The sequence below is a fragment of the Pseudomonas sp. 13159349 genome (assembly GCF_013305685.1).
Lineage (GTDB): Bacteria > Pseudomonadota > Gammaproteobacteria > Pseudomonadales > Pseudomonadaceae > Aquipseudomonas > Aquipseudomonas asiatica.
In genome coordinates this window covers 232,423-257,487 of record NZ_CP045553.1, presented here as the reverse complement: position 1 = coordinate 257,487, position 25,065 = coordinate 232,423, and the positions used below count along the sequence as shown (strand labels likewise).

Below are 25,065 nucleotides of genomic sequence, written 5' to 3'. Positions count from 1 at the left end.
CCATCCTTTGCATGGGGGCGCATCGCGTTCAGCTTAGCGCCTTAAGAGGCAGGTGCAGCGCTGCGCTGCACGGCTGCCAGCAAGGCCGTGGCACTGGCGCCACGGCAATCCACAACCTGTTGGGCCCCGGCGGCCCTGGCCTGATCGGCAACCCGAGGGCTGGGCACGAACAGCGGCAGACGCGCCAGCTGCGGCCAATCGGCGCCGGCCATCTGCTGCAAGTGTTCAAAACCCTGCCCACTGCTGACCACCAGGCCATTGAGGCGTTCCGCTTCGATGCGGCGCATCAGGGTGCCCGCCGGGTAAGCCGGCAGGCAGCGACGATACAGTTCCAGATAATCGACACTAGCACCTTGCTCTGCAAGACGCTCTGCCAGCAGTTCGCGACCTCCCACACCACGAACGATCAAGATCCGCGGTGCCGGCACGGCAACTGCCTGGCGCAGGGCTGGCAGCGCCAGCAACGCTTCGCTGTCATCGCCGCGTGGCGGGACGCTCACCGCCAGGCCTGCACCCTGAAGCACGGCGGCGGTCGCCTCGCCCACGGTGAACCAACCTTGCATGGGTGGCCGCAGGCCGGCCTCGGCCAATTGCTCAAGCAACAAACGGGCTGCCGGCTTGCTGACCACGATGATCGCCTGGAAGGCGTGCAGGCCTTCCAGCAACAGGCGTTGCTGGTTGTCCACAGCGACGGGCTCGATTGCCAGCAGCGGCAGGCAGCTGCTGGCTACCCCCGCCGCTGCCAGGCTTTGCGCCAGTGCCGCACAGTCCTCGGCAGGCCGGGTCAGCAACAGGCGCCACGAACTCACGGGTGGCCGGCCTCGCCGTAGACTTCCTTGAGTATGGCCTCGGCGCCCTGCCCCAGCAGGTCCTCGGCCACCTGCACGCCCAGGCTTTCGGCGGCAGTACGTGGTGCGCGGGCATCGGCCACCAACAGGGTACCGCCGCTGGGCTGGCCTACCAGGCCACGCAGCCACAGCTGGTCACCTTCAAGCACCGCATAGCAGGCAATCGGTACCTGGCAGCCACCATTCAGGCGCTTGTTCAGGGCACGCTCGGCCACCACCCGGTCGGCAGTATCGGCATGGTGCAGCGGTGCCAGCAGTGCATGGATTTCGTGGTCGGCACTGCGACATTCGATACCCACCGCACCCTGGCCGCCTGCCGGCAGGCTGTCATCGACGCTGATGGCGGAAGTGATGCGGTCCTCGAAACCCAGGCGAATCAAGCCGGCAGCGGCAAGGATGATAGCGTCGTACTCACCGGCATCTAGCTTGGCCAGGCGGGTGTTGACGTTGCCACGCAGGAAGCGGATTTCCAGGTCCGGGCGACGCGCCAGCAACTGGGCCTGGCGACGCAGGCTGGAGGTACCGACAATGCTGCCGGCAGGCAGCGCATCGAGGCTGTCAAAGGTATTGGAAACGAAGGCATCGCGCGGGTCTTCGCGCTCGCAGATGCAGTACAGGCCCAGGCCTTCGGGGAAGTCCATGGGCACGTCCTTCATCGAATGCACGGCGATGTCGGCTTCGTTGTCCAGCAGGGCGGTTTCCAGTTCCTTGACGAACAGCCCCTTGCCACCGATCTTTGCCAGCGGCGCGTCGAGCAGCTTGTCGCCACGGCTGACCATGGGCACCAGGGTCACCAGCAGACCGGGGTGGGCCTGCTCGAGGCGGGCTTTGACGTATTCGGCCTGCCACAGGGCCAAGGCACTTTTACGGGTGGCAATGCGGATTTCGCGAGTGGACATGGAACGCCCCGATCCAGAGAAATGCTGTCGATGATAACAGCATCGCCGGTATCGCTAGCAGATGTGGATCAGGATCCTGTGCTTACCTGTACCGCCCAATCGCCGGCAAGCCAGCTCCCTCAGCCGTGCAAGGCTCAAGGCTGACACTATACCTGTGGGAGCTGGCTTGCCGGCGATTGGGCCGGTACAGGCTCAGAGGGTTTGCATCATCTTGCGCACACCGGCCACATGGCGCCGGCTGACGGTCAGGGCGTCACCGTCCAGGCCTTTCAGGTATAGCTGGAAATGCCCCAGCGGCGTGCGCTGCAGGCGTTCGATACGCTCACGGGCGACCAGGGCATTGCGGTGGATACGCACGAAGCGTTCGCCAAACTCGTCTTCCAGGGCCTTGAGCGGCTCGTCGAGCAACACTTCCCCGGCCTCGTGGCGCAAGGTCACGTACTTGTGGTCGGCAATGAAATAGATGACCTGGGGCAAAGGGATCAGCTCGATGCCTTTGCGCGTGCGGGCACTGATGTGGCTACGCGGGCCGCCGCCTTCGTTGGCCGGCCTGGTGAGCGCCGCCAACTGGGCGCGGTTGGGCTTTTCGGCCTTGCGCAGGGCATCGCGCAAGGCCTGGGCCTGGAAAGGTTTGGTCACATGGCTGAGGGTACTGTCCTTGAAAGCCTCGGCACCGTATTCATCGTCCCCGGTGCAAAACACCACCGCCGGAGGCGCCTCGCGCTCGCACAAGCGAGCAGCAACCTGCAGGCCATCCAGGCCTGGCATGCCGATGTCCAGCAGGACCACATCGGGCTTAAGGCTTTCGATCAGCGCCAAGGCCTCCTCGCCGTTGGTGGCGCTAGGCTCCAGCACGGTGTAACCCTCCAGTTCGCCGAGCAGCCGGCTAAGGCGCTCACGGCCTTGGGGTTCGTCATCAACGATCAGGACATTCATAATTGCGCTGGATTCCTGAATGAGTCTCGCACAGGTATAGCGTAGACAGGTATGGTTCGAGCGACACTAAGGTCACGCTCTAGACCGGTGCGAAGGCCAAAGATTCACTCGGCCGGCAGATTCACTGCCAGTCCTCCTGTCCAACTGTAGACGGTCCGTGGAACACTGCCGTTCATTCCTGCAAATCCTTCTCTATCGTTTTCCGCGCAATTCTGTCGACCAGCGCCCTGCGGCGGCCGGCCCAAACCCTGCTATCATCGGCGCCACTTTTTCGTTCACGCCTGCAATGAGTGAATCCATGAGCACCGACAAGACCAATCAGTCCTGGGGCGGCCGCTTCAGTGAACCCGTCGACGCCTTCGTCGCCCGTTTCACCGCCTCGGTCGATTTCGACAAGCGCCTGTACCGCCACGACATCATGGGTTCGATCGCCCATGCCACCATGCTGGCGCAGGTCGGCGTGCTCAGCGATGCCGAGCGCGACACCATCATCGATGGCCTGAAGACCATCCAGGGTGAGATCGAAGCCGGCACCTTCGACTGGCGCGTCGATCTCGAAGACGTGCACATGAACATCGAGGCACGCCTGACCGACCGTATCGGCATCACCGGCAAGAAGCTGCACACCGGCCGTAGCCGCAACGACCAGGTGGCCACCGACATTCGCCTGTGGCTGCGCGACGAAATCGACCTGATCCTGGCCGAGATTACTCGCCTGCAGCAGGGCCTGCTGGAGCAGGCCGAGCGTGAAGCCGAAACCATCATGCCCGGCTTCACCCACCTGCAGACGGCACAGCCGGTCACCTTCGGCCATCACCTGCTGGCCTGGTTCGAAATGCTCAGCCGCGACTACGAGCGCCTGGTCGACTGCCGCAAGCGTGCCAACCGCATGCCCCTGGGCAGCGCCGCGCTGGCAGGCACCACCTACCCGATCGACCGCGAGCTCACCTGCAAGCTGCTGGGCTTCGAAGCCGTGGCCGGCAACTCGCTGGACGGCGTGTCGGACCGCGACTTCGCCATCGAATTCTGCGCCGCCGCCAGTGTGGCGATGATGCACCTGTCGCGCTTCTCCGAAGAGCTGGTGCTATGGACCAGCGCGCAGTTCCAGTTCATCGACCTGCCAGACCGCTTCTGCACCGGCAGCTCGATCATGCCGCAGAAAAAGAACCCGGACGTGCCGGAACTGGTACGTGGCAAGAGCGGCCGTGTGTTCGGCGCCCTGACCGGCCTGCTGACCCTGATGAAAGGCCAGCCGCTGGCCTACAACAAGGACAACCAGGAAGACAAGGAACCGCTGTTCGACGCCGCCGACACCCTGCGCGACTCGCTGCGTGCCTTTGCCGACATGATTCCGGCCATCAAGCCCAAGCACGCCATCATGCGTGAAGCGGCCCTGCGCGGCTTCTCCACCGCTACCGACCTGGCCGACTACCTGGTACGCCGTGGCCTGCCGTTCCGTGACTGCCATGAGATCGTGGGTCACGCGGTGAAGTATGGCGTGGAAACCGGCAAGGACCTGGCCGAAATGAGCCTGGACGAACTGCGCCAGTTCAGCGACCAGATCGAGCAGGACGTGTTTGCCGTGCTGACCCTGGAAGGCTCGGTGAATGCCCGTAACCACATTGGTGGTACCGCACCGGCGCAGGTGCGTGCGGCCGTCGCCCGCGGCAAGGCGCTGCTGGCTTCGCGTTAAGGCCTCAAGGCGAGGGCTTTGCCCTCGATCGCCGGCAAGCCAGCTCCCACAGGTATGGCGTGACCCTCAAGGTAAGCGCTGTAACTGTGGGAGCTGGCTTGCCGGCGATGGGCTGCGAAGCAGCCCCAGCTTTTAGCGTTTACCGCTGCGAATCATCTCCATGAAGGCCGGCATCGCCGCCTCCTTGTCCGCCACGATCCGCGCCATGTGCGGGTTGTCGCCCATCAGCTGCAGCAACGCCTTGGCCTGCGGGAAGTCCGCCAGGAAGTCGATGTTCAGCACCTTCTTGCCCACCGCGTAGGCCAGGTCGACCGAGAAGCAGAACATCAGGTCTGCCAGGGTCAGTTGCTCACCCGCCACATAGGGGGCGAAGCGGCCGTTACGCTTGAGCGTGGCAAAACCGGCCAGCAGATCCGCGCGAGCTTTTTCCTTTATCAGTGGCTCGACCTGCATGCCAAAGAAAGACTCGGCATAGCAGGTACGCGCCGGCAGCTCGATGTAGAGCTCGATTTCCTTGAGCAGCTCACGCACCTTGGCCTGCCCGAACGGGTCGGCAGGCAGCAGCGCCTTGCCGCCCTGGGTCTGCTCGATATAGTCGAGAATCACACTGGTTTCGCTGAGGAAGCCGTGTTCGGTCTGCAGCACCGGCACCTTGCCTCGCGGGCTCACTTCCAGCGCCTGTGGCGCCTGGCCGCCATAGAAGATGACTTCTTCGAAGGGCAGGCCTTTTTCCAGCAGGGCCAGCTTGACCATGTTGTAGTAGTTGCTGACCGAGAATCCATGAAGCTTGAGCATGAGGTAACAGCCTCCAGGCCGTAAGGGGTTGGCCCGGCTTTTATAGACCGTACGACCGCCCCTGACCAGCGTCATGCACCCTGTCAATGCCCGGGCATTGCCGCCACGGGCGTGGCACACTGTGCATCCCATCACAGGAGTACCGCCATGAGCGAGCCCACCGAAATCGACAATGACGACGACGAAGCCTTCGCCGAAGCAACGCTGACCCAGGCTATCGAGAACCAGATAGAAAGCGGCGAGCCGCCTGCGGCCAAGGCCACCTTCAACAAGCTGACCCTGGTTGGCTATGAGCGTGAAGACATTCTCAACCTGATGGCCCATGTGCTGGCCTTCGAGATCGACAACATGCTGGTGGAAGACCGCGCGTTCAACAGCGAGTGGTATGAAAGCGCGCTGCGGGCGCTGCCAGAGTTACCACCTGAGATGGATCAAGGCGAGGACGAATAACCCGGCTACACTCGAAGATCAGGCACCGTAGAACGGTGCCGTCATCCTTGTCTGGAAGTCAGGAGTCGCCATGCCTTTTACCCCCGATCTGATTGCTGAACTGGAAGTACTTTCGCTGTTCAAGCACGACAGCAGCCAGGAAGGCATCAAGATTCACAAGAACGCTTCCCCTGCCCTGGTAGCCGCCGCGCAACGCCTGCATGAAAAGGGGCTGACCGATCAACCTGATGGCGGCTATCTGACCAGCCTGGGTCATGACGCTGTCGAAAGTGTCCAGTTGCTGCAGAACATTCTCAAGGCGCCACAGCCGGCCTGAACTGATAATGCCAGGGGCTGCCTTGCAGCCCATCGCCGGCAAGCCGGCTCCCACAGGTACAGCAAATGGCTTGAAGCCGATGCGGTCGGAGTGGGAGCTGGCTTGCCGGCGATGGACCGCAGCGCGGCCCTAATCAGTTGGCCGCTGCCCTGCGCCTTTCCGCCAGGCGCGAGCGCCCGTACAGGAACACGATGGCCAGCAAGGCCAGCGCCTGCGCCGAAAGCGAGTAGGCGTCAGCGTGAACCCCCAGCCAGTCGAACTCGAAGAACGCCACCGGCCGCGTGCCAAGTACCCCGGCCTCTTGCAGCGCCTTAACGCCATGCCCGGCGAACACCACCGACAAGGCACATAGCAGCGCGGCGTTGATACTGAAGAACAGCGACAGCGGCAGCTTGGCCGAGCCACGCAGGATTACCCAGGCCAACCCCACCAGCAGCACCAGCGCCGTGGCGCCACCCGCCAGCACCGCCTGGTGCCCGGCTGGGCCGGCCTGCAGCCACAGGGTTTCGTAGAACAGGATCACTTCGAACAGTTCGCGGTAAACCGAGAAGAACGCCAGCACGGCAAAACCGAAACGTCCGCCACCACTGACCAGGCTGCTCTTGATGTAATCCTGCCAGGCGGCAGCATGGCGGCGGTCGTGCATCCACACGCCAAGCCACAGCACCATCACCGCGGCGAAAAGCGCCGTGCAGCCTTCCAGCAGCTCGCGCTGGGCGCCACCAACGTCGATCACGTAGGCTGCCAGCGCCCAGGTTGCGAAACCGGCCACCAGCGCCAGGCCCCAGCCGATGTTGACGCTGCGCACCGCCGACTGCTGGCCGGTATTGCGCAGGAAGGCCAGGATCGCCGCCAGCACCAGAATCGCCTCCAGGCCTTCGCGCAGCAGGATCAGCAAGCCGGATACAAAGCTCAGCGACCAGCTCAGGCCATCGTTGCCCAGCAGTTTGGAAGCCTGCTCGAGCTTGGCCTTGGCTTCGCTCAGGCGTTGCTCGGCCTGGGCCACGGGCAAGCCGTCCTGCAGCGACTGACGGTAGGCCATCAGCGATTTTTCGGTGTCCTTGCGCGCCTGGGTGTCGATGTTGTCCAGCGAGCTTTCCACCAGCTCGAAGCCTTCCAGGTAGGCCGCTACTGACAGGTCATAGGCCTGGTCGTGATCACCTGCGCGGTAGGCCGCCAGGCTCTTGTCCAGAGTGCTGGCGGTGTATTCGAGCAATTGCGCCGGGCCACGTTTGACCTGCGGCGGCTGCGCGCGCTGGGCGCGGAACGCCTCCACGGCCGTGGCACCTTCGCTGGCGGCGACTTCGGCCGGGGTCTGGCGGGCCAGGTCGGCGATGTTCCAGGTCTTGTCGCCTTTGCCGGCTTCTGGTTTGGCGGTGAAGCTGGCGATGTAGGCAGCCACATCCCAACGCTGGCGGTCGTCCAGCTGGTCGGCAAACGAAGGCATCTCGGTGCCATCGATGCCCAGGGCCAGGGTGTTGTAGAGGTCGAACAGGCTCAACTGGTCGAGGCGCGAAACATCGCGCAGGTTGGCGGGTGCAGGCTCCAGGCCCACGCCGGCCGGGCCGTCGCCGGCGCCAGTTTCGCCGTGGCAGATCGAGCAGTTTTGCGCATACAGCGAAGCGCCACGGGCCGGGTCCGGGGTAATCACCGGAGCCTGGCTGACCTCGTAGGCCACCGCCAGGCGTGCACCCAGCTGGCGGGCCTGCCTGGCAACAGCCGGGCCGTCCTGGCGCTGGTCGATGGCCTGGCGCAGCGCCTGGACGCCCTGCTCCAGGGCTGCTTGTTCAGCATGCGCAGGCAGGCCTTTGACCAAGTCGGCCAATACCGCGCTGAACTCCTGCTGCTCGCGGTATTCACCATCGTCGATCACCTTGCCGTCTTGCACGGTGGGCGGGTAGTCGGCGCCAATGTAGTCCAGCAGGTGCAGGGCCTTGGAGGCCTCGGCGGGGGCTTCGGCCAGCGCCAGGGTACTGCACAGCGCCAGCACCGGGCCGAGCAAAATAACCGGCAGCCAGGCAAGCAGACGGGAACGGGTTTTCATGGCCAGTCTCGAAGGGAATGCGAAAGAGAACATTGTTCACTCCCACTTTGCTTCACTCAAGGGTGCTGGGCGGATTTCATGAAAAATCTTGCTACAAATCAGATGAAGAGGGGGAATGCGCTGAACCTGTGGGAGATTCTGTCTTGTGTTGCCGGTTCGGGTCTCATCGCTGGCAAGCCAGACTCCCACAGGTATTGCACATGGCTTGAGGGAGATGAGGTCGAGGTGGGAGCTGGCTTGCCGGCGATAAAGGTTGCGCCGATGTCACTGGAAACACCGGGTACCAATTGATTGGTTATTCGCAGATCCATAGCCACTAGCCTGAGGAGCAACCCATCAGGAGACAGGGAACATGGATCGTCCCCACTCAGACCAGTTACGGCTTGGCCGTTTTTCGGAAACCAGTCGATTGTATCTGCTTACCAGCACAACCCTCGACCGGGCCCCAATATTCAATGACTTTCACTCGGCCCGCTTTCTGGTTGCCGAGTTGCGCCAGGCTGAAGAGGAAGGTGCCGTCAGATCGCTGGCCTGGGTGGTGATGCCAGATCATTTTCATTGGCTGGTCGAGCTTGGACCGGGCAGCCTGAAGCGCTTGATGCGCAGGGTGAAATCTCGCAGCACCATGATGATCAACAGGTATCAAGGGCGAAGCGGCCAGCTCTGGCAGAAGGGATTTCATGACCGGGCCTTGCGCCGGGAGGAGGATGTGCAGGCGGTGGCGCGGTACATCGTCATGAATCCGAAGCGGGCAGGATTGGTCGCGAGGGTGGGGGATTATCCGCATTGGGATGCAATTTGGCTTTGATGGGGCTTTGCCTGTCAGGGCCCTATCGCCGGCAAGCCAGCTCCCACAGGGTACACATCAGGCCTGTGGCAGGCGCTGACCTGCCTGGGCCTCATCGCCGGCAAGCCACACAGGTAAGTCACAGGACTCGATAGCAGTGAACGTACAGGTGTGGGAGCTGGCTTGCCGGCGATGGGCCGCACAGCGGCCCCGGGGTCTTTAGGGTTATTGAAGAACCTTGTTCATCCCCCGCTCCATATCATCGATCAAGGCCTTGGCCATCTCGCTTAGTATCCGCGCAGCGCTACCGGCAATGCGGTCGTTTTCCATTTCCGCTTCGGTGGTCAGGTGGCGAATACAGCCCAGCAGCACAGATAGCTGCGAGAAAGCATGGCTGAACGGCACATTTGGCTGCAGGCGGAACAAGTCGAAGGTTTCCACACCTGCGGTTGCAGAGTCTCTTGGATCATCGCTCATCGGGTCGCTCCTTGATCGTGGCGGGTTGCATGGGTGCGGTCGCACACGGCATTGATCAGGCGGCAGAGCAATCGAATATTCATGCCCATGGCATTGCGCATGTCGCCGGGAGGGTTGTCGAGCAGGACTGTGGTGGTGTGGTCGATGGTCAGGGTGATGGCGCTGATCAGCTCTTCGCAGTCTTTGGGGCTGAGTGGATCGATTAGTGAGAGTGCGGGAGGGTCGAGCAGAAGCAGATCGGTAACTGGTGGATCGGGGACGAGCTTGTTCATGGCAGAACTCCGTATGGGGGATTGAACTGCTCTCCTCCTTGTCTCACGAAGTTGGGTGGCAGTCGTGCACGGTGTGAGACACGGGACATACGGTAACCCCGGCCAGACCGAAGCCTGTCCGCACACGACCGCCATAAAGCGGTGCTACCGAATGAAATCCGGGTGTCTCACGCCCGATCGCCTTGCGAGGCGACCCCACGACAGTATTCCGGGAACACTTTCCAGCCAAGACAGCACCTTCCGACAGGTGCTGTAGGATAATTCGACAGGGCATCCGAACTGAAGCATTTGGTTTCAGGTTCGGAAATGTCTTACGACGCCTCAGTTCGGTGCGGGTTGAAAACGGCAAGGCCTGGCCCTCATGGTCCAGCCACCGATTCAGGCGAGCTTTTCCTTCACCGTGAAATCCACTTCCAGATCGGCATTGGCCAGCAGATTTACCAGGGCATCCAGGGAAAACTTGTCAATCTTCCCATTCAAAAGCTCACTCAAGCGCGGTTGAGTGACATGTAGCCGACGCGCCGCATCCTTCTGAGGTAGATCCCAGGCACGCACCGTCTTGACCAAAATCCGCATCAACTGCGAGCGCAGCCGAAGGTTGTCGGCCTCTTCTGGCGTATCAGCCAACGCGTCCCATACAGATGCCGAGCGTTCATTCGCCATTGTTGATCACCTCTCAGTCCAGCGACTTGAAACGGGCTTTCGCCACATCAATATCGCGCTTATCCGTCTTTTCAGTTGTCTTGCGGAATGCATGCAGGACATAGACAGCCTCCGGGCGGTTCACAACATAGAACACGCGAAAAGCACCGTCTTTACACTTGATGCGGATCTCCCGCACACCCTGCCCCACATTCTCCATCGACTTCCAGTCGGTAGGTTCTTCACCGGACTGGATCAAGTCCAGCTGATACCCAGCCCGCTGCCTCGCCGCTGGTGGGAACCTGCGCACATCATCCTTGCTGCCGCCTACCCATTCGATAGGCTTCTGACCGTCCCACATGCCGCATACCCCTTCGCCATTGCTCCAATCGCCAGCTGCGCTTGCGCCTCATGCCTCACCCGTGTGTTTGGTCATGCCGCTGCACCTTTCTGGCGTACATGGCAATGCACAGATTCCAGGAGCCTGCACACAAATTATATCGATACCGATATAACATCAAGCCTGTAAATGTCCATTATCGACACCGACTAGAACAGAAAGGAATGGGCAACAGAAGTGAGGCAACTCACCTGAAAAGGCGAGCCAAGGACATTAAACCTGGTGTGCTTCCCAGCCAAGACAGCACCTTCCGAGAGCTGCTGTAGGATAATTCGACAGGGCGTCCGAACTGAAGCATTTGGTTTCTGGTTCGGAAATGTCTTACAGCTCTAGAACCTAGGCGAGGGCTTTGCCCTCGATCGCCGGCAAGCCAGCTCCCACAGGGTACGCACCAACTTCGAGGCATGTACAAGCCGGCTACAACAGGTGCACCACAGGCCTCAAAAGCGGTGGAGTACCTGTGGGAGCTGGCTTGCCGGCGATTTGGCCTCAAGGCTTGGCGGTGCCCTTCCAACCCCCACCCAACGCCAGGAACACACCAATCTGCCCCTGAGCCACTTGGCTATTGGCCGCTGCCAGCTGCGCGCGCATGTCGGTGTAGGTGCGCGTCGCCTGCAGGTCGGCCAGGAACGATTCACGCCCCGCCTGGTAATACCGGTGCGTCTGGTCCGCCGCTTCCTTGGCCGATTTCTCAGCCTCGGCCAGCGCGTCACGCCGATCCAGCAAGGCGCTGTACTGCGCCAGGCGGGTCTGGGTCTCGCGAATGGCGTTCAGCACTACCCCATCAAAATTCGCCAGGGCTGCCTGGGTCGAGGCTTCGGCCATGCGAATGCGGGCACGGGTGCCGTTGGTGGGGATGGTCCAGCTGATCTGCGGGCCAAAGCCCCAGCGGTTGGTCGACGGATCACCGAGGTTCTCGAGAATACCGATGGTACCAACCTGGGCGCCGATGCTGATGTCCGGGTACAGGGCACCAGTCGCCACGCCAATGTAGGCGGTGGCAGCGGCCAGCTGCCGTTCGGCCTGGCGCACGTCTGGACGGCGCTTGAGCAACGCCGCGCCATCGCCCACCGGCACCAGCTGGTTCAGGTGCGGCAGCTCGGCACAATCGGCAGTGCCGGCAGGCAGCTGATCAACCGGTTTTGCCAACAAGGCAGCCAGTGTGTACATACCGGTCTCGCGCTCCGCCTTGAAGCGTGGCAGTTCGGCGCGCAAGGATTTGAACTGGGTCTGCGAGCGGGTGACCTGGGTTTCGTCGCCACGCCCGGCATCACGCAGGCGCTGGTTGAGCTTCACGCTCTGCTCCTGCAGGTCGAGCGACTCGCGGGCAATGTGGTATTCCTCGTTGGCCGAGCACACCTGGGTGTAGGCCTTGACCACATCCGCCACCAGGGTGATGCGGGCGGTATCGGCGGCGGCCTGCACTGCGTCGGCATTGGCCTTGGCCGCCTCGGTGCCACGCTTGAAAGTACCCCACAGGTCGAACTGGTACGAGGCACTGATGATGGCTTCGCCGATGTTGGCCACCGGCACTTTCTCTGGCAGCAGGAAGGCCTCGCCCGATTCCTGCAGGCGCTGGGCGCCAAGTTTGACGCCGCCGTTGAAGCCACCTTGCGACTCAGCCACTTCGACCTGGGCGCGCGCCTTGGCAATGTTGGCGGCAGCCACGCGCAGGTCGGTGTTGGCACTCAGGGCCTGGCGCACCAGCTCGTTCAGCCGTTGATCCTGATACAGCTGCCACCAGTCCTCAGGCACCGGTGCCGATACCACGCTGTCGGCATCCTGGCGCAGCGGGCCGTTGAGGTCGCTGCGTTGCACCGCCGCGTCCTTCGGCACCTCATAGTCGGGGCCGACCATCATGCAGGCCCCCAACGACAGGCACAGCCCCGCCAGGATCAGCTGTTTCATGGGCGCTGGCCCTCGATGATCGACACCGTGGCGGTTCGCCCGGCAATCATGCGGAAGTCTTGCGGCACTTCATCAAAGGCGATGCGCACCGGAATACGCTGGGCCAGGCGCACCCAGCTGAATGCGGGGTTGACGTTGGGCAACAGGTTGGCGCCACTGCTGCGGTCACGGTCTTCGATGCCGGCGGCGAAGCTTTGCACATGGCCACGCAGGCGGGTGTTGTCGCCCATGACGCGAATGTCCACGGCATCGCCGATGTGGATACCGCCAAGCTTGGTTTCCTCGAAGTAGCCATCGACGTGGTATGAGGCGCTGTCGACCACCGACAGCACCGGGCGGCCGGCGGTGACGAATTCGTGATTACGCGGTGCTCGGTCGTTCAGGTAACCGTCCACCGGGCTGCGCACCACCGAGCGGTCGAGGTTGAGCTGGGCGGTATCGACGGCCACCTGCGCTTCGCTGACGGCGGAACGGGCACGGGCCTCGCGGGACTGGCTTTCTTCCAGCTGTTCGGCGGCCACCAGGTTGCCCAGCTTGCGGTTGCGCTGCGCTTCGCGGGAGGCCTGGGCCAGGGTTTCCTGGCGCTCACCCAAGGTCGCCTTGGCCTGACGCAGGGCCAGGGTGAAGCGGTCCTGGTCGATGGTAAACAGCACATCGCCGCGCTTGACGGTCTGGTTGTCACGCACCTCGACCTTCTGGATCAACCCGGACACGTCCGGGGCAATCTGGATCACGTCGGCGCGGATGTGGCCGTCGCGGGTCCAGGGGGCGAACATGTAGTACACCACCATCTGCCACACGAGCACGGCGGCGAAGGTCACTACCAGCAAGGTCAGGACCACGCGGCCCAAGGTCAGCAAAGGTTTTTTCATGGCAGCATCAGGTTTCGGCAAAAGTGGTCCACCGCACCAAGCAGCACGGCATACAGGGCAACGTTGAACAACGCCCGGTGCCAGACCAGGCGGTAGAAATGCAGGCGCACCAGCACCGCGTGCACCCCGAGGAACAGCAGGTAGGTGCCAAACATCATCACCAGCAGCGTGGGCAGGAATACCCCGCTGATATCCAGTTCACCAATCACAAGGGTGCTCCGTCGAGGCCGGGGGGCAGTTGCGGTTGTTCGGCTGGCTCGAGCATCACCTCCACGCCCGGCAGCAGTGCCAGGCGCAGGCCGCTCAGTGCGTGCAGCAGGTGGGTGCGGGCATCGCCGCGCTCGTACAGCTCATCCAGGTTCAGCGCCAGGCGCGCGCGCTCCATGTTGCGCAGCAGCGCGGCCGGGGCGTGCAGGCGCTCGCCGGCGCGCAGGCAGGCGGCGTAGTGCGCGCCGACTTCCTCGACTACCGTGTTCAGCCGCTCACGAGCCTGCTGCCCGGCACGCGGCATGTAGGCCAGCAGGTCGAGCAGGTTCAACCCCACCCGCAGGTCGCGCAGTGCCACGCCGCTGTCCTGCCCGGTTTGCGACAAGCGCGGCAGGTGCTGCATCAGGCGGTCGAGCATCTGCACACCGACCTGGCGGTGCTCGGCCAGGGTGGCCGGCTCGGTCATTTCAACGATGTCGCGCCAGGCGAAGCGGGTCATGCGCTTTGCAGCCAGCTCCACACCGAACGGGCGCACCACCAAGGTCCAGATGAAGGCGAACAGCAGCCCCACGGGGCCGGCGAGGTTGGAATTTAGGAAAGTGAAGAAGTCAGCATCGTAGGCGCCCTGGATGCTGATGAAGGTCGAGGTGTTGACGATGGTCAGCAAGGTACCCAGGTAGAAACGCGGCTGCACGGTCAGGGTGCCAACGCAGATGAACGGCACGGCAAAGGCCAGCACCAGCATCGGGAAATCGTGCAGGTTGGGCAGTACCAGGAACAGGTAAAGGCTGGAGAAGATGACCGACATCAGCGTCCAGAAGAAGAACCTGTAGATCTGCGGCGCCGGGTCGTCCATGGCGGCGAAGAAGCTGCACGACACGGCGGCGAGGATCACTGCGCTGGCGCCGTCGTTCCAGCCCAGGCCAATCCACAGGCCGCAGGCGACAACGATCGCCAGTACGGTTGAGGCCACCGAATACAGCATCAGGCCACGGTCGAAGAACGCCGTCAGGCGGCCCAGGCGCCAGTGGCGGTACACCGCGCGCCAGGGTTTGGAATCGTCGCTGCGCAGGGCATGTTGCAGGCTGCAGCAGTCCTGCCACAGGTCGGCCCATTCGGTCAGGCGGTACAGAGCGTTGGACAGTAGCAATTCGGCGCGCTGGTCGAGGGCAGCGGCGCCCGGCTGCAGGCGCTCGATCTGTTCGTGCAGGGCCGTCCAGCGGGCCACCGAGGCGCTGTCGACAGTGCCCTTGAGCCATTCGCGGGCGGCATCGAGCAACGGTTGCAACTGGGCGAACTGTGCCGGGGCGCGGCCTTCGAGGGCGACCAAGGCGTCGTCGAGGGCATCGATCACGGGCAGCAGGTGGATCATGCGCCCGCGCAACTCGCGGGCATTCTTCAGGGTGTGCGGACCGGCACCTTCATGGCCGAGCTGGCCGATCATCAGCTCCAGCGAGTTGAAGGTGGCGACCATCGCCCCGCGCATGCCGCCAACCTGGTCTGCGCTGGCCTGGCGGGCCAGGTAGGTGTCGCTGTAGCGGATCGCTTCGGTGAACCAGCTACCAGTGGCACCGACTACAACTGGCGCCAGCCGGCGTGGCCAGAAGATCGCTCCGACCACCGCCGCGCAGACGATCCCCAAGCAGATTTCCTGGGCGCGGGAAGACGCCACATCGAACACAGCAAGCGGGTTGTCGACCACCGCCAGGGCAATCATCGGCAAGGTGTAGCCGGCCAGCATCAGCACATAGTTGTTGGCGGTGCGCAGGTTCAGCGAAAGGAACAGCAAGGTGCCGGTCCACAGGGCGATGGCGATGCTCAGCAGCAACGGTGACTGCACCAGCGGTGGTACCAGGAAAATCGCCCCGCCAGCACCGAGCAGCGTGCCCACGGCACGGTACAGGGCCTTGGAGCTGGTGGGGCCAAGGAACGGGCTGGAGACGATGTACACCGTGGCCATGGCCCAATAGGGGCGCGGCAACTGCATGAGCAGGGCGATGTACAGGGCGATCATGGAGGCGGCAAAGGTACGCACGCCATAGAACCAGTCGCGGGCCGGGGGCACCGAGCTGAAGAAACCGCTCATGCTGTCCCGCCTGTGTTGCCCAGGCCGGCGGCTTCGAAGGCACGCAGCACGCGCAAGGCGGCTTCCAAATCGGCCTGGTCGATGCCATGCAGCACCTCGCGGCGCAGGCGCACCAGTTCGGCTTCGATGGACTCGGCCAACGTGCGGCCTGCGGCGGTCAGGCTCAGGGCCTTGGCGCGGCGGTCCAGCGGGTCCTCGCTGCGGCATACCAGGCCGGCCTTGCACAGCTGGTCGAGCAGGCGCACCAGCGACGGGCTTTCCAGGCCGGCGGCCTGGGCCACGGCCACCTGATGCACGCCGTCACCCAGGCGCACGATCATCAGCAACGGCGCGGCGCAGGCCTCGGAAATGCCGTAACCGGTCAGGGCGGTATGGCAGATGCGCCGCCAATGGCGGGCGGCAACCACCATGCCACTGCTGACTTGCAGGCGCAGGAGATCAAGGGACATGACAGGAACCAAGGATATTCATAGTTTGCTAACTATCAATATACGCCTGTGCCTCCCCCTGTCGTCAACCGGGGGGATGGATGAATTGTTGTTCATGCTGGGGCTTCTGGCCTGCCTGTGCCGGCCTCTTCGCGGGTAAACCCGCTCCCACAGGTGCTGCATAGGATTCAAGCCATGCGCGGTACCTGTGGGAGCGAGTTTACCCGCGAAGAGGCCCGGACAGGCAACAGAGCATTCAGGGCTGTATCTGGTCTTCCAGCTTCATGGTCAAGGCCAATGTACTGCCCATCTGCACCGCCCGGTCACGCCACTCCTGGTAGCGGCCCTCGTCACGGCTGCTGAAGTGTACCGCCAGCTCTTCGGCCGCCTGCACCACCCCCGCAGCTGCCGCCAGCTCCAGCCAGTACAGTGCGGCCTTGAGATCAGCCTCCACGTACAGCCCGTGCATCAACCGGTAGCCCACCTCGAAACGGCAGCGTGCCTCGCCATGCTCGGCCCCGCGCAAGAACCACTGGTAGGCCTGTACCAGGTCTACCTGCCACTGCAGGCTGCCATCGCACACTTCTTCCTCGTACAGGTCACCCAGCGCAGCAGCGGCATGCAGCATGCCCCGCTCGAAAGCCTGCCGGTAGCACTCCGCCGCCTGTAGGTAAGAGGGTTCGATACCTTTGCCGAAGTAATGTTGCTGCCCAAGGTTGAACCACGCCGCGGCATTGCCTTGCAGGGCCGCCATGCGCAACAGGTGGCCGGCCAACACGGTGTCAGCACGCCAGTATTTGCCGTTGAGCCAGATCCAGCCAAGGTCGTTGAGCGCCGCCACATTGCCTTGCAAGGCCTGGCGGCGCAGGTCGACGTAAACCGTCTGCAAGTCGCTGGCTTCGTCCAGGCGGCTGACCAGCAGCGAGCGCTGGCTGGGCAACCCGATCCCGGCAAACAGTCGCTGTCGCCTCCCGACAGCGGCCGGTGGGGCAATGACCCGCTCGGGCAAAAGGCGGGCAAGCAGCGAATGGATATTGCTGGCAGCAGACATGTTCATCCTCATTGAACGACACACAACCCCAACCTTCGGCTGTGATGAGGCGTGATTCTGCGTGACGTAACGTCAAAACCTGTCGCGAACGATTCGGCACCAGGCAACCAAATGCGACTTCCTTGATCTGAGCAGGCTGTGGCCAATTGCCATGACCCACGCCTGCCGCCATCCTATTGCGGCAAGCCTAGACAAGGACGTTATCTTTTGCCGTTCGCCACCACTCGCGCCACCCTCAGCCGACAGTGGGCGCTGCTGCGCCAGTTGCCCAGCCGTTCCCCTGGCATTACCAGCGCCGAATTGGTCTGGCGCCTGCGTGACGTGGGCTTCACCGTCAGCAAACGCACTGTCGAGCGTGATCTCAATGAGCTGTCGCTGATATTTCCGCTGGAGCGCAATGACAAGAGCATTCCGTTTGGCTGGCACTGGTCGGCGAACGTTGCTGGCGAGTTGCGTGGGAATTTCGATCTGCAGGGTTTTTTGCGCGGTGGTTCGCTGCAGCCGGCGCAAGGTGAAGGGGTCGAGCTACAGGCCTGGGTCAGCGACCTGCTGGCCCGACAGTTGCGTGAAGCGCCGTTGAGTGTCGATATGCAGCTGACAGCGCTGGAGCAGGGCCATCGGCTGCGGGCCACCGTGGAGGATGGCTGGGGGTTGCGCTGGTGGGTGCTGAGCCAGGGAGCAGGCGTGGTGATCGAACAGCCCAGCCAGCTACGCATGGAGATTGCCAGGACACTCGTTGAAGCGGCGGCACAGTATCAGGATGGCCATTGAGCTTAAGGCTCACCCACCAGCAAGTCTCGATTTCCCATGGCTAAGAACCTGGCCTGCAATTGCGAGATGAAAGTAGAGCACAAGCCACTTATAGCAAAGTGGCACTTTACCCCTCCGATTAATAATAAATTAAGCCGATATAATCAACTGGGCAAGCTTAAAAGCTTCAGAACATTATGGGCAACAACAAAAACAACCGTAGAAGTCATTAGCCCTCCCCACGAAACTAGAATTTTAATTTTCAGATCCTTTGGAAAGCGCAATATTTCGGAAGCATCCGCAACACCTTTGCTAACAAAGACACCGGGCATCATAAGCATATTTGCGGCCAGGCAGATGCGCAACACTTTACCTAGCAAACCCGCCGATGAGAAACTTAACCGATTACTTCGTACATAACTGCATCCCGACAGGTTCGATTCAACCAAATCAAGATATCGGCAGGCTAGGTAAATCATAATACCCACACTGATCATTATCCAGAATAACAACATGGACATTCCTATTACTTCAACTGTCGATTTCATTCAATCCTCTTTCCACACACTCGCCTCCCAAGCGGGTCAAACCAACAACCTTGTTGCTCCCATCTTCCCGGCAAGCTTCGTCAGACAAGGCGAAATTGAGCACCGCGCATCACACTGCAGCCTGCGCGCTTCCTCCAAACACTTTCTTAAAAAGACCCGAGCGCGAGGAATGCGACTGAAGAAATACACATTGTGCACCACGTTACTATAAGCAGTCTTTTCATACGCGTCGGAAAGTTCTGCAGTTGCGCCTCGTCAACCAATCCCTTGCGAGCAAATAGGTATGGCGTGCTCAGAAGTGTTGATATGGTACAGATACGCATAATCTTACCGATGATGCCTGCGTGCAAATAAAGCTTCCTATTCCCCGATACAAAACTGCTTTTTGATAGCAGACCTTCAATCTCATCAAGATATCTTATGGCGACATATATTTTCACTAAAAGCGCAACCATACCCAAGCAGAAAAAACAAATCGCGACCACATTCATCTCAAGACTGCTCACGCTTTATTACTCACCGTAAATTATTGCAAATCACCGTAGGAGTGGTCACCTGGCAATCAGTTTCGTAAAGCCCCTACCCACATGCAAAATGCTGACAACGACAAGGTTCGTGAGCCACAGCGAAATCAGTAGCCTTTCGATGTACTCAGTTACTGCTCGTACCTCTGGAGCATCAACCAGCCCTTTTCCCCTCACAAAGTCACTCAGGCCCAAAGAGCTTACGACTGCCACCCAAGGCAATTCAAACATAATAAAGCCAAGCCTGAAACGCCAGCATAGCTAAGACTTCAATCGTCAATGCTAGCCATAGCCCAATTAACAAAAATCTCAGCGACCTCGGAAATCTCTTTATCTCGTCGGAGTTTGCTAGTCCACGCTGTACGTAGGGGCCTGGCATTGTCAAAAGAAAGGCAATACTGCACACACGTAAAACCTTACCCGGCATACCAGCATGAAAAAAGCCTTCCTTAACGCCCTGTATATATCTAGACTTCTCCAAAAGGGATTCAGCCCTATCTAAACATGCATAAGCAACATAAACCAGGACAAGCAGAGTTATTACTCCCAAGCCAAAGATCATCAAGACAATCAGGCCAGGCTCAAACATAGTCATTCTGAAACCTTGCGATATAGGAAATCACCTGCAATTTCACCCCATCCCCCAAAGATCTCGCCGCCGACTGCTCCCCCAACCGCCCCGCCGACCACTCCGCAAACCAAAGAGCCAGGACCTGTTGTAATTCCTAGCACAAACGCGCATGCCCCGGTGGCGATTGCACCGCCATAAGCGCCCACAATACTACTTCCAGTCAAACCTAATAACAGAGAACCACCCTCTACGTACTTAGCTCTGGCACACTCCTTTTCCCGCCCCAGAGTACAAGCTTTTTTAATTTCCAGCCCAGTAGCGGCTACATCCAACGCAACCCCGATGTAGGCCCCTTTCTTGATCAGACTCGCAGCCTTCGCCACTCCCGTTACCTTCTCTGCATACCCGGATATCTCCCCAGCATTCAGATAACGCTTGGTGGAAAGCTGCAGCATTCGCTTGATCGATCCCTGATTTCGTAGACCCGAGCCATAGGCGGCCGTCCTCCCCAGCTGTTCGTCCAACGTCCTGAACAGCTCCACACGCTTGGCATAGAACTCTTCCCGCGCCCTGAACACACCACCACTCATATGCTCGCGGTGCAGTAGCTCGATCTGTTCCAGCGTCTTCTTGATTGCATCCAGATACCTGGCCCAGCCATCGCTCGCTGCCCCTGCCCCCATCGATGCATGGGCCAGTAGACTTTGCAGCATCTCGAAGTTATCCAGCATGAAACCGTCAACACCGCCCCCGTTGAGCATGATGTCGCGGTGGATGCCAGCCGCCTTGCCCATGAGAAAGGCTTCATGGCTGGTGCAGGAAGAAGTATCGGGGTCACCGACGATCACCAGTTCGCCGGCCAAGACCACGGTGTTGACGATATGCCCATTGAGCACATCGAACTTGGCCTGCTGGTTGGCGTTCATCGGTGTACCGTTCTTCAGCGTCGCGTAATTCTGTGCCTTGGGATTTATAAAGCTGCGTGCCTCGGACATGGTCGTTCCTCACGCAAACTTCTTGTTGGCAATCCGGTCCCAGCCACCGGTCACATTGCCGCCGGCACGGCCATCGGCGCGTTGCTGCCGGGTGTAGGTGGTCTTGATACGGCCGTAGTCGAGCTGGATGATTTCAGTCGGCACGCCGGCATGCGCGCTTTGTGCATAGTCGGCGATGATCACTTCTTCGAGCACCACTTCGTAGTATTTGAGCTTGTCCCCACCGGCGCGGCAGACGACCAGCCTCACCTCTTTCAGGTGCTGCCCGGCGCAACTGGCTTCGAGCAGTTTGCAACTGGCGTTGTCCAGGTACTTGGTGAAGGTGAGGTTGCTCAGGGTGGTACGCCCGGAAGTGGCGCCGCCTGCGGAACTGGCGGTGGCGGAGGCGCTTTGGCTGCTGCCGAACGTGTAGCCAAGGATCTCGATCCAGTTGCTGTATTGCTCGTCCTTTGCTTCGCCAGCGATTTCCGCGATTTGAATATAAGCGTCGAAAGCCATGGTTACTGTTCCTCGTAAACAATTGAGCGGAACAGGCTAGGCACGGAAAAACTCCAACGCAATCGTTCTGCGGAGATCGATGCTAAATTAGGAATTTTCTTACAAGTTATACGACAAGTCGGCTTGAAAATATTTGAACGTGTTTCAGAGCTACGCCATTTGGGCCGACAACATCAGGCCGATCACCGGCAAGCCGACGATCGGGCCAACCAAGCACATGCGCGTCAGCGCTGCATCCCCCAGCGGCGAACGGTCAACCGCTCCAGGGTATTGAACACCAGCCCTTCCACCAGCAAGCCGATCAGGATCACCACCGCCAACCCGGCAAACACCTTGTCGGTGTACAGCTCGTTGCGGTTCTGGAAGATGTACCAACCCAGCCCGCCTTTGCCACTGCTGGCCCCGAACACCAGCTCGGCAGCGATCAGTGTGCGCCAGGCGAACGCCCAGCCGATCTTCAGCCCCGACAGGATCGACGGCAGCGCCGCCGGCACCAGGATATGCAGCACCAGCCGCAGCCCTTTCAGGCCGTAATTGCGCCCGGCCATGCGCAGGGTCTCCGACACGCCGAGAAAGCCCGCATAGGTATTCAGCGCCAGCGCCCATAGCACCGAGTGCACCAGCACGAAGATCAGGCTGTTGTCGCCCAGCCCGAACCACAGCAAAGCGAGCGGCAACAGGGCAATCGCTGGCAATGGGTTGAACATCGAGGTCAGGGTGCCCAGCAGATCGCGCCCAAGCTGGGTCGACACCGCCAAGCTAGTGAGGCCGAAGGCCAGGATGATCCCCAGCAGGTAACCCTTGAGCAGAATTACCAGCGACACGCCAACCTTGGCGGGCAACTCACCGCTGACCATGCCGTCCCACAGCGCCGTGGCCGTCTGCAGGAAGGTCGGTAGCAGCAGATCGTTGCCCTGGTAGCGGGCAATGGCCTCCCACAGCACGGCGATCACCAGCAGGATGACCGCCTTGCGCAACCAACCGTGCTGCCACAGGCGCTGAGCCAACGGCAGGTTGCGCTCCACAGGCACACTGAGCAAAGGCTCCAGCTGCACCTCGTATTCCTGGCGTACAGGTGTAGTGGTCATGGCTGAAGCTCGCGTCAGTAGGCAATACGGATATCGTTGAAACCAAGATCGTCGGGCTGTTCGGGGGCATCCACCCCATCGAACAGCAAACGATGGATGCGCCGGGCACTGGCCTGGAAGTCGCTACCCCCCAGGCTGCCCAAGTCGTACTGGTGGCTGTGCACTTCGGCACGCACCCGCCCCGGGTGGGGCGACAGCAGCAGAATGCGGTTGCCGACCACCAGCGCTTCTTCGATGGAGTGGGTAACGAACAGCAGGGTAAAACGCACCTCCTCCCATAGCAGCAGCAGTTCTTCCTGCATCTTGCGCCGGGTCAGCGCATCAAGTGCCGCGAACGGTTCGTCCATCAGCAGGATCTTCGGCTGAGTGGCCAAGGCCCGGGCAATCGCCACGCGCGCCTTCATACCGCCCGACAGGGTGTGTGGGTAGGCATCGGCGAAGGCGGCCAGGCCGACTTTTTCCAGGTAGTGCAGTGCCCGCTCCTCGGCCTCGGCGCGTTTCAGCTGGCCCGACACCAGCAGAGGGAACATGACGTTCTGTTTCACCGTCTTCCATGGCGGCAGCTGGTCGAACTCCTGGAACACCACGATGCGGTCGGGGCCCGGACCGCTGACTGGCTGACCTTGCAGCAGAATCTGCCCCTCCTGGGGCGAGATAAACCCGGCCACGGCCTTGAGCAAGGTGGACTTGCCGCAGCCGGAGGGGCCGAGCAGCACGAAGCGGTCGGCACGGTCGACTTCGAAGCTGACCTGATGGGTGGCCCGCACCACGCGTTGCGAGGTGCGGTATTCGAGGCTGAGGTTATTCACCTTGAGCAAAGGCGGCGTTGCGACACGGCTCAGGTTGCTGGCCGTGTGGCCTGGCAATGGGGCGGTCATGATCGGTCAGCTCCCCTGCAGCGGGCGTTCATCCTGGAAGAAGTAGTCCTTCCACGATTCCGGCTTGTGCTTGATGGCGCCTACCCGATAGAGGAAGTCGGCCAACTTGTAGGTGTTCTTTGGCGTGACGGTGAATTCGTACTGCGGGTTGTCGATCAGCCTGATCAACGTGTCGCGGTCGATCTTGGCCTTGGTCACGCGGATGTAGGTGTCGGCGGCAGCCGCCTTGTCCTTCTGGGCGAAGTCCGCGGCTTCGGCCAGCGCATCAACGAAGGCCTTGTAAGTCTTGGGGTTGTCCTTGCGGAATTTTTCAGTGGCGAACAGCAAGGTCGGCGAGTTGGGGCCGAGCAGGTCGTAGCTGTTGAGTACAACGTGCACGTTCTTGTTGGCGAGCACCTGGTCCTGGAACGGCGGGTTGGAGAAGTGTCCGTTGAGTTCGGTGCCGCCGGCCAGCAGCGCGGCAGTGGCATCCGGGTGCGGCACGGCCAGGGTGTACTTGTCGAGGCGGTTGTATTCCTTGTCGCCCCATTGCTGGGCGGCGGCGTACTGCAGGAAGCGCGACTGCACCGAAACGCCTACCGCCGGTACGGCGATGCGGTCCTTGTCGGAGATGTCGGCAATGGTCTTCACATTGGGGTTGCTGCTGACCAGGTAGTACGGGAAGTTGCCCAGCGAGGCCACGGCCTTGACGTTCTGTCGGCCCTTGGTACGGTCCCACACGGTCAACAGCGGGCCGACGCCGGCACCGGCGATGTCCACCGAACCGGACAGCAGTGCGTCGTTGATAGCCGAACCACCCGACAGCTGGGCCCAATCGACTTCGATGTCGATGCCCTGCTCCTTGCCATGTTTTTCGATCAGATGCTGGTCACGCACTACGTTCAGCAGCAGGTAGACGATACCGAACTGTTCGGCGATGCGAATCTTGCCTTCTGCTTGCGCCGTGGCGGGGGCCGCCAGGCTGCCGACGACAAGGCTTGCGCCCAGGCCGATGCTTGCCGCCAGGCGGCTGATGGATTTACGCATGATGGGTTTCCTCAGTCGTCAGAACGGGGCATCGCCCTGGATGGTGGTGCGATACAGCTTGCGCCGCAGGTGTGCGGGGCAGCCAGTGGCCAGGTGGATCAGCGAGCGGTTGTCCCAGAACACCAGGTCGTGAGGCTGCCACTGGTGGCGATAGATGTTCTGCTCCAGCACGCTCAGGGCATACAGCTGTTGCAGCACGTCGCGGCTTTCGTCACTTGGCAGGCCGACGATACGGGTGGTGAAGCCTTCGCTGACGAACAGCGCCTTGCGGCCGTTTTCCGGGTGGGTACGCACCACCGGATGGATGACTTCCTGTACCTGCGCCAGCTGCTCGGCGGTCAGGGTCGGGCGCCAGTTGCCTTCGAACTTGGTCTCGGCGTAACGGGCGGTGTAGGAGTGAGCGGCACTGCGGCCCTCGACCACCTTGCGCAGGGCCGCGGGTACAGCGTCCCAGGCCTTGTGCATGTCGGCGAACAGAGTATCGCCGCCCTCGCCGGGCAGTTCCTGGGCATGCAGCATGGAACCGAGGCTGGGCAGTTCCTTGTACGACAGGTCCGAGTGCCAGAACTTGCCGGCATCACCCAGGCCGATGTTCTGGCCATTCTCGATGATGTTGGAAACGATCAGGATCTCGGGGTGGCCGGCGAGCAGGAACTGCTTGAGCACATGGATCTGCAATGGACCAAAACGGCGGCTGAAGGCGATCTGCTGGTCGGGACTGATGCGTTGGTCGCGAAACACCAGCACATGGTGGTCGAGGTGGGCGCGATGGATACGGGCAAAATCCACGGCGTTGACCGGCCTGGCCAAGTCCAGGCCGATGATCTCGGCACCTACAGCACCGGAAAAAGGGCGGATTTCGAAGCGTTGCGGCAGTGCGCTGTCGATGATCGACAAGGCGTTCGAGGCGGCTGACATTTTTCACTCCCACGCAGTGCGCGACTTCAATGGCGCGCAACGATCAGAAACGCACGGGGATTTCCCGTGTGGGTTCAAGTCGTGCGGCGCATCGATTGGTCGACGGGTACGCAGTGGAAGCGACTATAAAGTCATAAGGGTTTTATTTTAAATACCGA

28 protein-coding genes are annotated in these 25,065 nt (G+C 61.3%); 5 read left to right on the top strand and 23 right to left on the bottom strand.

Going from position 1 to position 25,065, the window contains the following annotated elements:
- Window positions 1-41: 41 nt before the first annotated feature.
- The 3 genes from GEV38_RS01140 to GEV38_RS01130 all read right to left on the bottom strand — a co-directional run bounded on the left by GEV38_RS01140 (window position 42) and on the right by GEV38_RS01130 (window position 2,683).
- Window positions 42-809, bottom strand: coding sequence for a uroporphyrinogen-III synthase (locus tag GEV38_RS01140; protein ID WP_054573370.1), 768 nt, complete (start codon window positions 807-809; stop codon window positions 42-44).
- Entirely contained in the window at window positions 806-1,747 is a 942-nt protein-coding gene (hemC, locus tag GEV38_RS01135) for a hydroxymethylbilane synthase (RefSeq protein ID WP_015268540.1), read from the bottom strand. Before hemC ends, GEV38_RS01140 begins: the two co-directional genes overlap by 4 nt.
- Window positions 1,748-1,939: 192 nt before the next feature.
- Window positions 1,940-2,683 carry a LytTR family DNA-binding domain-containing protein gene (locus GEV38_RS01130; RefSeq protein ID WP_015268539.1) on the bottom strand — a complete coding sequence of 248 codons (744 nt, stop codon included), beginning with the start codon at window positions 2,681-2,683 and terminating at the stop codon, window positions 1,940-1,942.
- 298 nt (window positions 2,684-2,981) lie between these two features.
- On the opposite strand from GEV38_RS01130, the gene argH reads away from it, so the two are divergent.
- Window positions 2,982-4,376 (top strand): argininosuccinate lyase, encoded by a 1,395-nt coding sequence (argH, locus tag GEV38_RS01125; protein WP_015268538.1) that lies wholly within the window; start codon window positions 2,982-2,984, stop codon window positions 4,374-4,376.
- Between the two features lie 132 nt (window positions 4,377-4,508).
- Here the strand turns inward: argH and GEV38_RS01120 are convergent, their stop codons facing one another.
- Window positions 4,509-5,171, bottom strand: a complete 663-nt coding sequence (locus GEV38_RS01120; RefSeq protein WP_015268537.1) for a glutathione S-transferase — start codon at window positions 5,169-5,171, stop codon at window positions 4,509-4,511.
- 147 nt (window positions 5,172-5,318) lie between these two features.
- On the opposite strand from GEV38_RS01120, the gene GEV38_RS01115 reads away from it, so the two are divergent.
- Window positions 5,319-5,621 carry a hypothetical protein gene (locus GEV38_RS01115; RefSeq protein ID WP_015268536.1) on the top strand — a complete coding sequence of 101 codons (303 nt, stop codon included), beginning with the start codon at window positions 5,319-5,321 and terminating at the stop codon, window positions 5,619-5,621.
- 70 nt (window positions 5,622-5,691) lie between these two features.
- Window positions 5,692-5,937 (top strand): TIGR02647 family protein, encoded by a 246-nt coding sequence (locus GEV38_RS01110; protein ID WP_015268535.1) that lies wholly within the window; start codon window positions 5,692-5,694, stop codon window positions 5,935-5,937.
- 133 nt (window positions 5,938-6,070) lie between these two features.
- Here GEV38_RS01110 and GEV38_RS01105 read toward each other — a convergent pair whose 3' ends face one another.
- Window positions 6,071-8,014 (bottom strand): FTR1 family protein, encoded by a 1,944-nt coding sequence (locus GEV38_RS01105; RefSeq protein ID WP_054573369.1) that lies wholly within the window; start codon window positions 8,012-8,014, stop codon window positions 6,071-6,073.
- Between the two features lie 319 nt (window positions 8,015-8,333).
- Here GEV38_RS01105 and GEV38_RS01100 point away from each other — a divergent pair, with 319 nt between their 5' ends.
- Entirely contained in the window at window positions 8,334-8,789 is a 456-nt protein-coding gene (locus GEV38_RS01100; RefSeq protein ID WP_015268533.1) for a transposase, read from the top strand.
- 204 nt (window positions 8,790-8,993) lie between these two features.
- Here the strand turns inward: GEV38_RS01100 and GEV38_RS01095 are convergent, their stop codons facing one another.
- The 10 genes from GEV38_RS01095 to GEV38_RS01050 form a co-directional block, all read right to left on the bottom strand.
- Window positions 8,994-9,245: a DUF3077 domain-containing protein gene (locus tag GEV38_RS01095; protein WP_023662451.1), complete on the bottom strand. Its 252-nt coding sequence runs from the start codon at window positions 9,243-9,245 to the stop codon at window positions 8,994-8,996.
- Window positions 9,242-9,517, bottom strand: coding sequence for a hypothetical protein (locus GEV38_RS01090; protein ID WP_003260202.1), 276 nt, complete (start codon window positions 9,515-9,517; stop codon window positions 9,242-9,244). Before GEV38_RS01090 ends, GEV38_RS01095 begins: the two co-directional genes overlap by 4 nt.
- A gap of 378 nt (window positions 9,518-9,895) precedes the next feature.
- A complete protein-coding gene (locus GEV38_RS01085; protein WP_003260206.1) occupies window positions 9,896-10,180 on the bottom strand; it encodes a helix-turn-helix domain-containing protein in 285 nt (94 codons plus the stop codon).
- 13 nt (window positions 10,181-10,193) lie between these two features.
- Window positions 10,194-10,520, bottom strand: coding sequence for a type II toxin-antitoxin system RelE/ParE family toxin (locus GEV38_RS01080; RefSeq protein WP_054573368.1), 327 nt, complete (start codon window positions 10,518-10,520; stop codon window positions 10,194-10,196).
- A gap of 528 nt (window positions 10,521-11,048) precedes the next feature.
- Window positions 11,049-12,467 carry an efflux transporter outer membrane subunit gene (locus GEV38_RS01075; protein ID WP_054573367.1) on the bottom strand — a complete coding sequence of 473 codons (1,419 nt, stop codon included), beginning with the start codon at window positions 12,465-12,467 and terminating at the stop codon, window positions 11,049-11,051.
- Window positions 12,464-13,339: an HlyD family secretion protein gene (locus GEV38_RS01070; RefSeq protein WP_010951565.1), complete on the bottom strand. Its 876-nt coding sequence runs from the start codon at window positions 13,337-13,339 to the stop codon at window positions 12,464-12,466. Before GEV38_RS01070 ends, GEV38_RS01075 begins: the two co-directional genes overlap by 4 nt.
- Complete coding sequence (locus GEV38_RS01065; RefSeq protein ID WP_003255905.1) at window positions 13,336-13,548, bottom strand: DUF1656 domain-containing protein; 213 nt, start codon at window positions 13,546-13,548, stop codon at window positions 13,336-13,338. The genes GEV38_RS01070 and GEV38_RS01065 overlap by 4 nt, the downstream gene beginning before the upstream one ends.
- A complete protein-coding gene (locus tag GEV38_RS01060) occupies window positions 13,545-15,632 on the bottom strand; it encodes an FUSC family protein (RefSeq protein ID WP_054573366.1) in 2,088 nt (695 codons plus the stop codon). Before GEV38_RS01060 ends, GEV38_RS01065 begins: the two co-directional genes overlap by 4 nt.
- Window positions 15,629-16,081, bottom strand: coding sequence for a MarR family winged helix-turn-helix transcriptional regulator (locus GEV38_RS01055; RefSeq protein ID WP_054573365.1), 453 nt, complete (start codon window positions 16,079-16,081; stop codon window positions 15,629-15,631). The genes GEV38_RS01060 and GEV38_RS01055 overlap by 4 nt, the downstream gene beginning before the upstream one ends.
- A gap of 235 nt (window positions 16,082-16,316) precedes the next feature.
- Window positions 16,317-17,111, bottom strand: coding sequence for a tetratricopeptide repeat protein (locus GEV38_RS01050; protein ID WP_054573364.1), 795 nt, complete (start codon window positions 17,109-17,111; stop codon window positions 16,317-16,319).
- A 207-nt stretch (window positions 17,112-17,318) separates the two neighbouring features.
- Between GEV38_RS01050 and GEV38_RS01045 the strand changes: the two genes are divergently transcribed.
- Window positions 17,319-17,882 (top strand): WYL domain-containing protein, encoded by a 564-nt coding sequence (locus GEV38_RS01045; protein ID WP_015268527.1) that lies wholly within the window; start codon window positions 17,319-17,321, stop codon window positions 17,880-17,882.
- 143 nt (window positions 17,883-18,025) lie between these two features.
- Here the strand turns inward: GEV38_RS01045 and GEV38_RS01040 are convergent, their stop codons facing one another.
- From GEV38_RS01040 to GEV38_RS01005, 8 genes are all read right to left on the bottom strand, one after another.
- Entirely contained in the window at window positions 18,026-18,409 is a 384-nt protein-coding gene (locus GEV38_RS01040; RefSeq protein ID WP_137137827.1) for a hypothetical protein, read from the bottom strand.
- Window positions 18,410-19,156: 747 nt separating this feature from the next.
- Window positions 19,157-19,528, bottom strand: coding sequence for a hypothetical protein (locus GEV38_RS01035; protein WP_054573363.1), 372 nt, complete (start codon window positions 19,526-19,528; stop codon window positions 19,157-19,159).
- Complete coding sequence (locus GEV38_RS01030) at window positions 19,525-20,499, bottom strand: hypothetical protein (RefSeq protein WP_015268524.1); 975 nt, start codon at window positions 20,497-20,499, stop codon at window positions 19,525-19,527. Before GEV38_RS01030 ends, GEV38_RS01035 begins: the two co-directional genes overlap by 4 nt.
- A gap of 9 nt (window positions 20,500-20,508) precedes the next feature.
- Window positions 20,509-20,997 (bottom strand): type VI secretion system tube protein Hcp, encoded by a 489-nt coding sequence (locus tag GEV38_RS01025; protein WP_015268523.1) that lies wholly within the window; start codon window positions 20,995-20,997, stop codon window positions 20,509-20,511.
- Between the two features lie 224 nt (window positions 20,998-21,221).
- The gene (locus tag GEV38_RS01020; RefSeq protein ID WP_015268522.1) at window positions 21,222-22,085 is read right to left on the bottom strand and encodes an ABC transporter permease; all 864 of its coding nucleotides are present in this window, start codon (window positions 22,083-22,085) and stop codon (window positions 21,222-21,224) included.
- Window positions 22,086-22,099: 14 nt separating this feature from the next.
- A complete protein-coding gene (locus tag GEV38_RS01015) occupies window positions 22,100-22,963 on the bottom strand; it encodes an ABC transporter ATP-binding protein (RefSeq protein WP_015268521.1) in 864 nt (287 codons plus the stop codon).
- Window positions 22,964-22,969: 6 nt separating this feature from the next.
- Window positions 22,970-23,989: an ABC transporter substrate-binding protein gene (locus GEV38_RS01010; protein WP_015268520.1), complete on the bottom strand. Its 1,020-nt coding sequence runs from the start codon at window positions 23,987-23,989 to the stop codon at window positions 22,970-22,972.
- 18 nt (window positions 23,990-24,007) lie between these two features.
- The gene (locus GEV38_RS01005; protein WP_015268519.1) at window positions 24,008-24,907 is read right to left on the bottom strand and encodes a TauD/TfdA family dioxygenase; all 900 of its coding nucleotides are present in this window, start codon (window positions 24,905-24,907) and stop codon (window positions 24,008-24,010) included.
- Between the last annotated feature and the right edge of the window lie 158 nt (window positions 24,908-25,065).

Coding starts and splice junctions, on each gene's coding strand:
- hemC (WP_015268540.1), bottom strand. CDS start 1,747: ATGTCCACTCGCGAAATCCGCATTGCCACCCGTAAAAGTGCCTTGGCC.
- GEV38_RS01130 (WP_015268539.1), bottom strand. CDS start 2,683: ATGAATGTCCTGATCGTTGATGACGAACCCCAAGGCCGTGAGCGCCTT.
- argH (WP_015268538.1), top strand. CDS start 2,982: ATGAGCACCGACAAGACCAATCAGTCCTGGGGCGGCCGCTTCAGTGAA.
- GEV38_RS01120 (WP_015268537.1), bottom strand. CDS start 5,171: ATGCTCAAGCTTCATGGATTCTCGGTCAGCAACTACTACAACATGGTC.
- GEV38_RS01115 (WP_015268536.1), top strand. CDS start 5,319: ATGAGCGAGCCCACCGAAATCGACAATGACGACGACGAAGCCTTCGCC.
- GEV38_RS01110 (WP_015268535.1), top strand. CDS start 5,692: ATGCCTTTTACCCCCGATCTGATTGCTGAACTGGAAGTACTTTCGCTG.
- GEV38_RS01105 (WP_054573369.1), bottom strand. CDS start 8,014: ATGTTCTCTTTCGCATTCCCTTCGAGACTGGCCATGAAAACCCGTTCC.
- GEV38_RS01100 (WP_015268533.1), top strand. CDS start 8,334: ATGGATCGTCCCCACTCAGACCAGTTACGGCTTGGCCGTTTTTCGGAA.
- GEV38_RS01095 (WP_023662451.1), bottom strand. CDS start 9,245: ATGAGCGATGATCCAAGAGACTCTGCAACCGCAGGTGTGGAAACCTTC.
- GEV38_RS01090 (WP_003260202.1), bottom strand. CDS start 9,517: ATGAACAAGCTCGTCCCCGATCCACCAGTTACCGATCTGCTTCTGCTC.
- GEV38_RS01085 (WP_003260206.1), bottom strand. CDS start 10,180: ATGGCGAATGAACGCTCGGCATCTGTATGGGACGCGTTGGCTGATACG.
- GEV38_RS01080 (WP_054573368.1), bottom strand. CDS start 10,520: ATGTGGGACGGTCAGAAGCCTATCGAATGGGTAGGCGGCAGCAAGGAT.
- GEV38_RS01075 (WP_054573367.1), bottom strand. CDS start 12,467: ATGAAACAGCTGATCCTGGCGGGGCTGTGCCTGTCGTTGGGGGCCTGC.
- GEV38_RS01070 (WP_010951565.1), bottom strand. CDS start 13,339: ATGAAAAAACCTTTGCTGACCTTGGGCCGCGTGGTCCTGACCTTGCTG.
- GEV38_RS01060 (WP_054573366.1), bottom strand. CDS start 15,632: ATGAGCGGTTTCTTCAGCTCGGTGCCCCCGGCCCGCGACTGGTTCTAT.
- GEV38_RS01055 (WP_054573365.1), bottom strand. CDS start 16,081: ATGTCCCTTGATCTCCTGCGCCTGCAAGTCAGCAGTGGCATGGTGGTT.
- GEV38_RS01050 (WP_054573364.1), bottom strand. CDS start 17,111: ATGTCTGCTGCCAGCAATATCCATTCGCTGCTTGCCCGCCTTTTGCCC.
- GEV38_RS01040 (WP_137137827.1), bottom strand. CDS start 18,409: ATGAAATCGACAGTTGAAGTAATAGGAATGTCCATGTTGTTATTCTGG.
- GEV38_RS01035 (WP_054573363.1), bottom strand. CDS start 19,528: ATGACTATGTTTGAGCCTGGCCTGATTGTCTTGATGATCTTTGGCTTG.
- GEV38_RS01030 (WP_015268524.1), bottom strand. CDS start 20,499: ATGTCCGAGGCACGCAGCTTTATAAATCCCAAGGCACAGAATTACGCG.
- GEV38_RS01025 (WP_015268523.1), bottom strand. CDS start 20,997: ATGGCTTTCGACGCTTATATTCAAATCGCGGAAATCGCTGGCGAAGCA.
- GEV38_RS01020 (WP_015268522.1), bottom strand. CDS start 22,085: ATGACCACTACACCTGTACGCCAGGAATACGAGGTGCAGCTGGAGCCT.
- GEV38_RS01015 (WP_015268521.1), bottom strand. CDS start 22,963: ATGACCGCCCCATTGCCAGGCCACACGGCCAGCAACCTGAGCCGTGTC.
- GEV38_RS01010 (WP_015268520.1), bottom strand. CDS start 23,989: ATGCGTAAATCCATCAGCCGCCTGGCGGCAAGCATCGGCCTGGGCGCA.
- GEV38_RS01005 (WP_015268519.1), bottom strand. CDS start 24,907: ATGTCAGCCGCCTCGAACGCCTTGTCGATCATCGACAGCGCACTGCCG.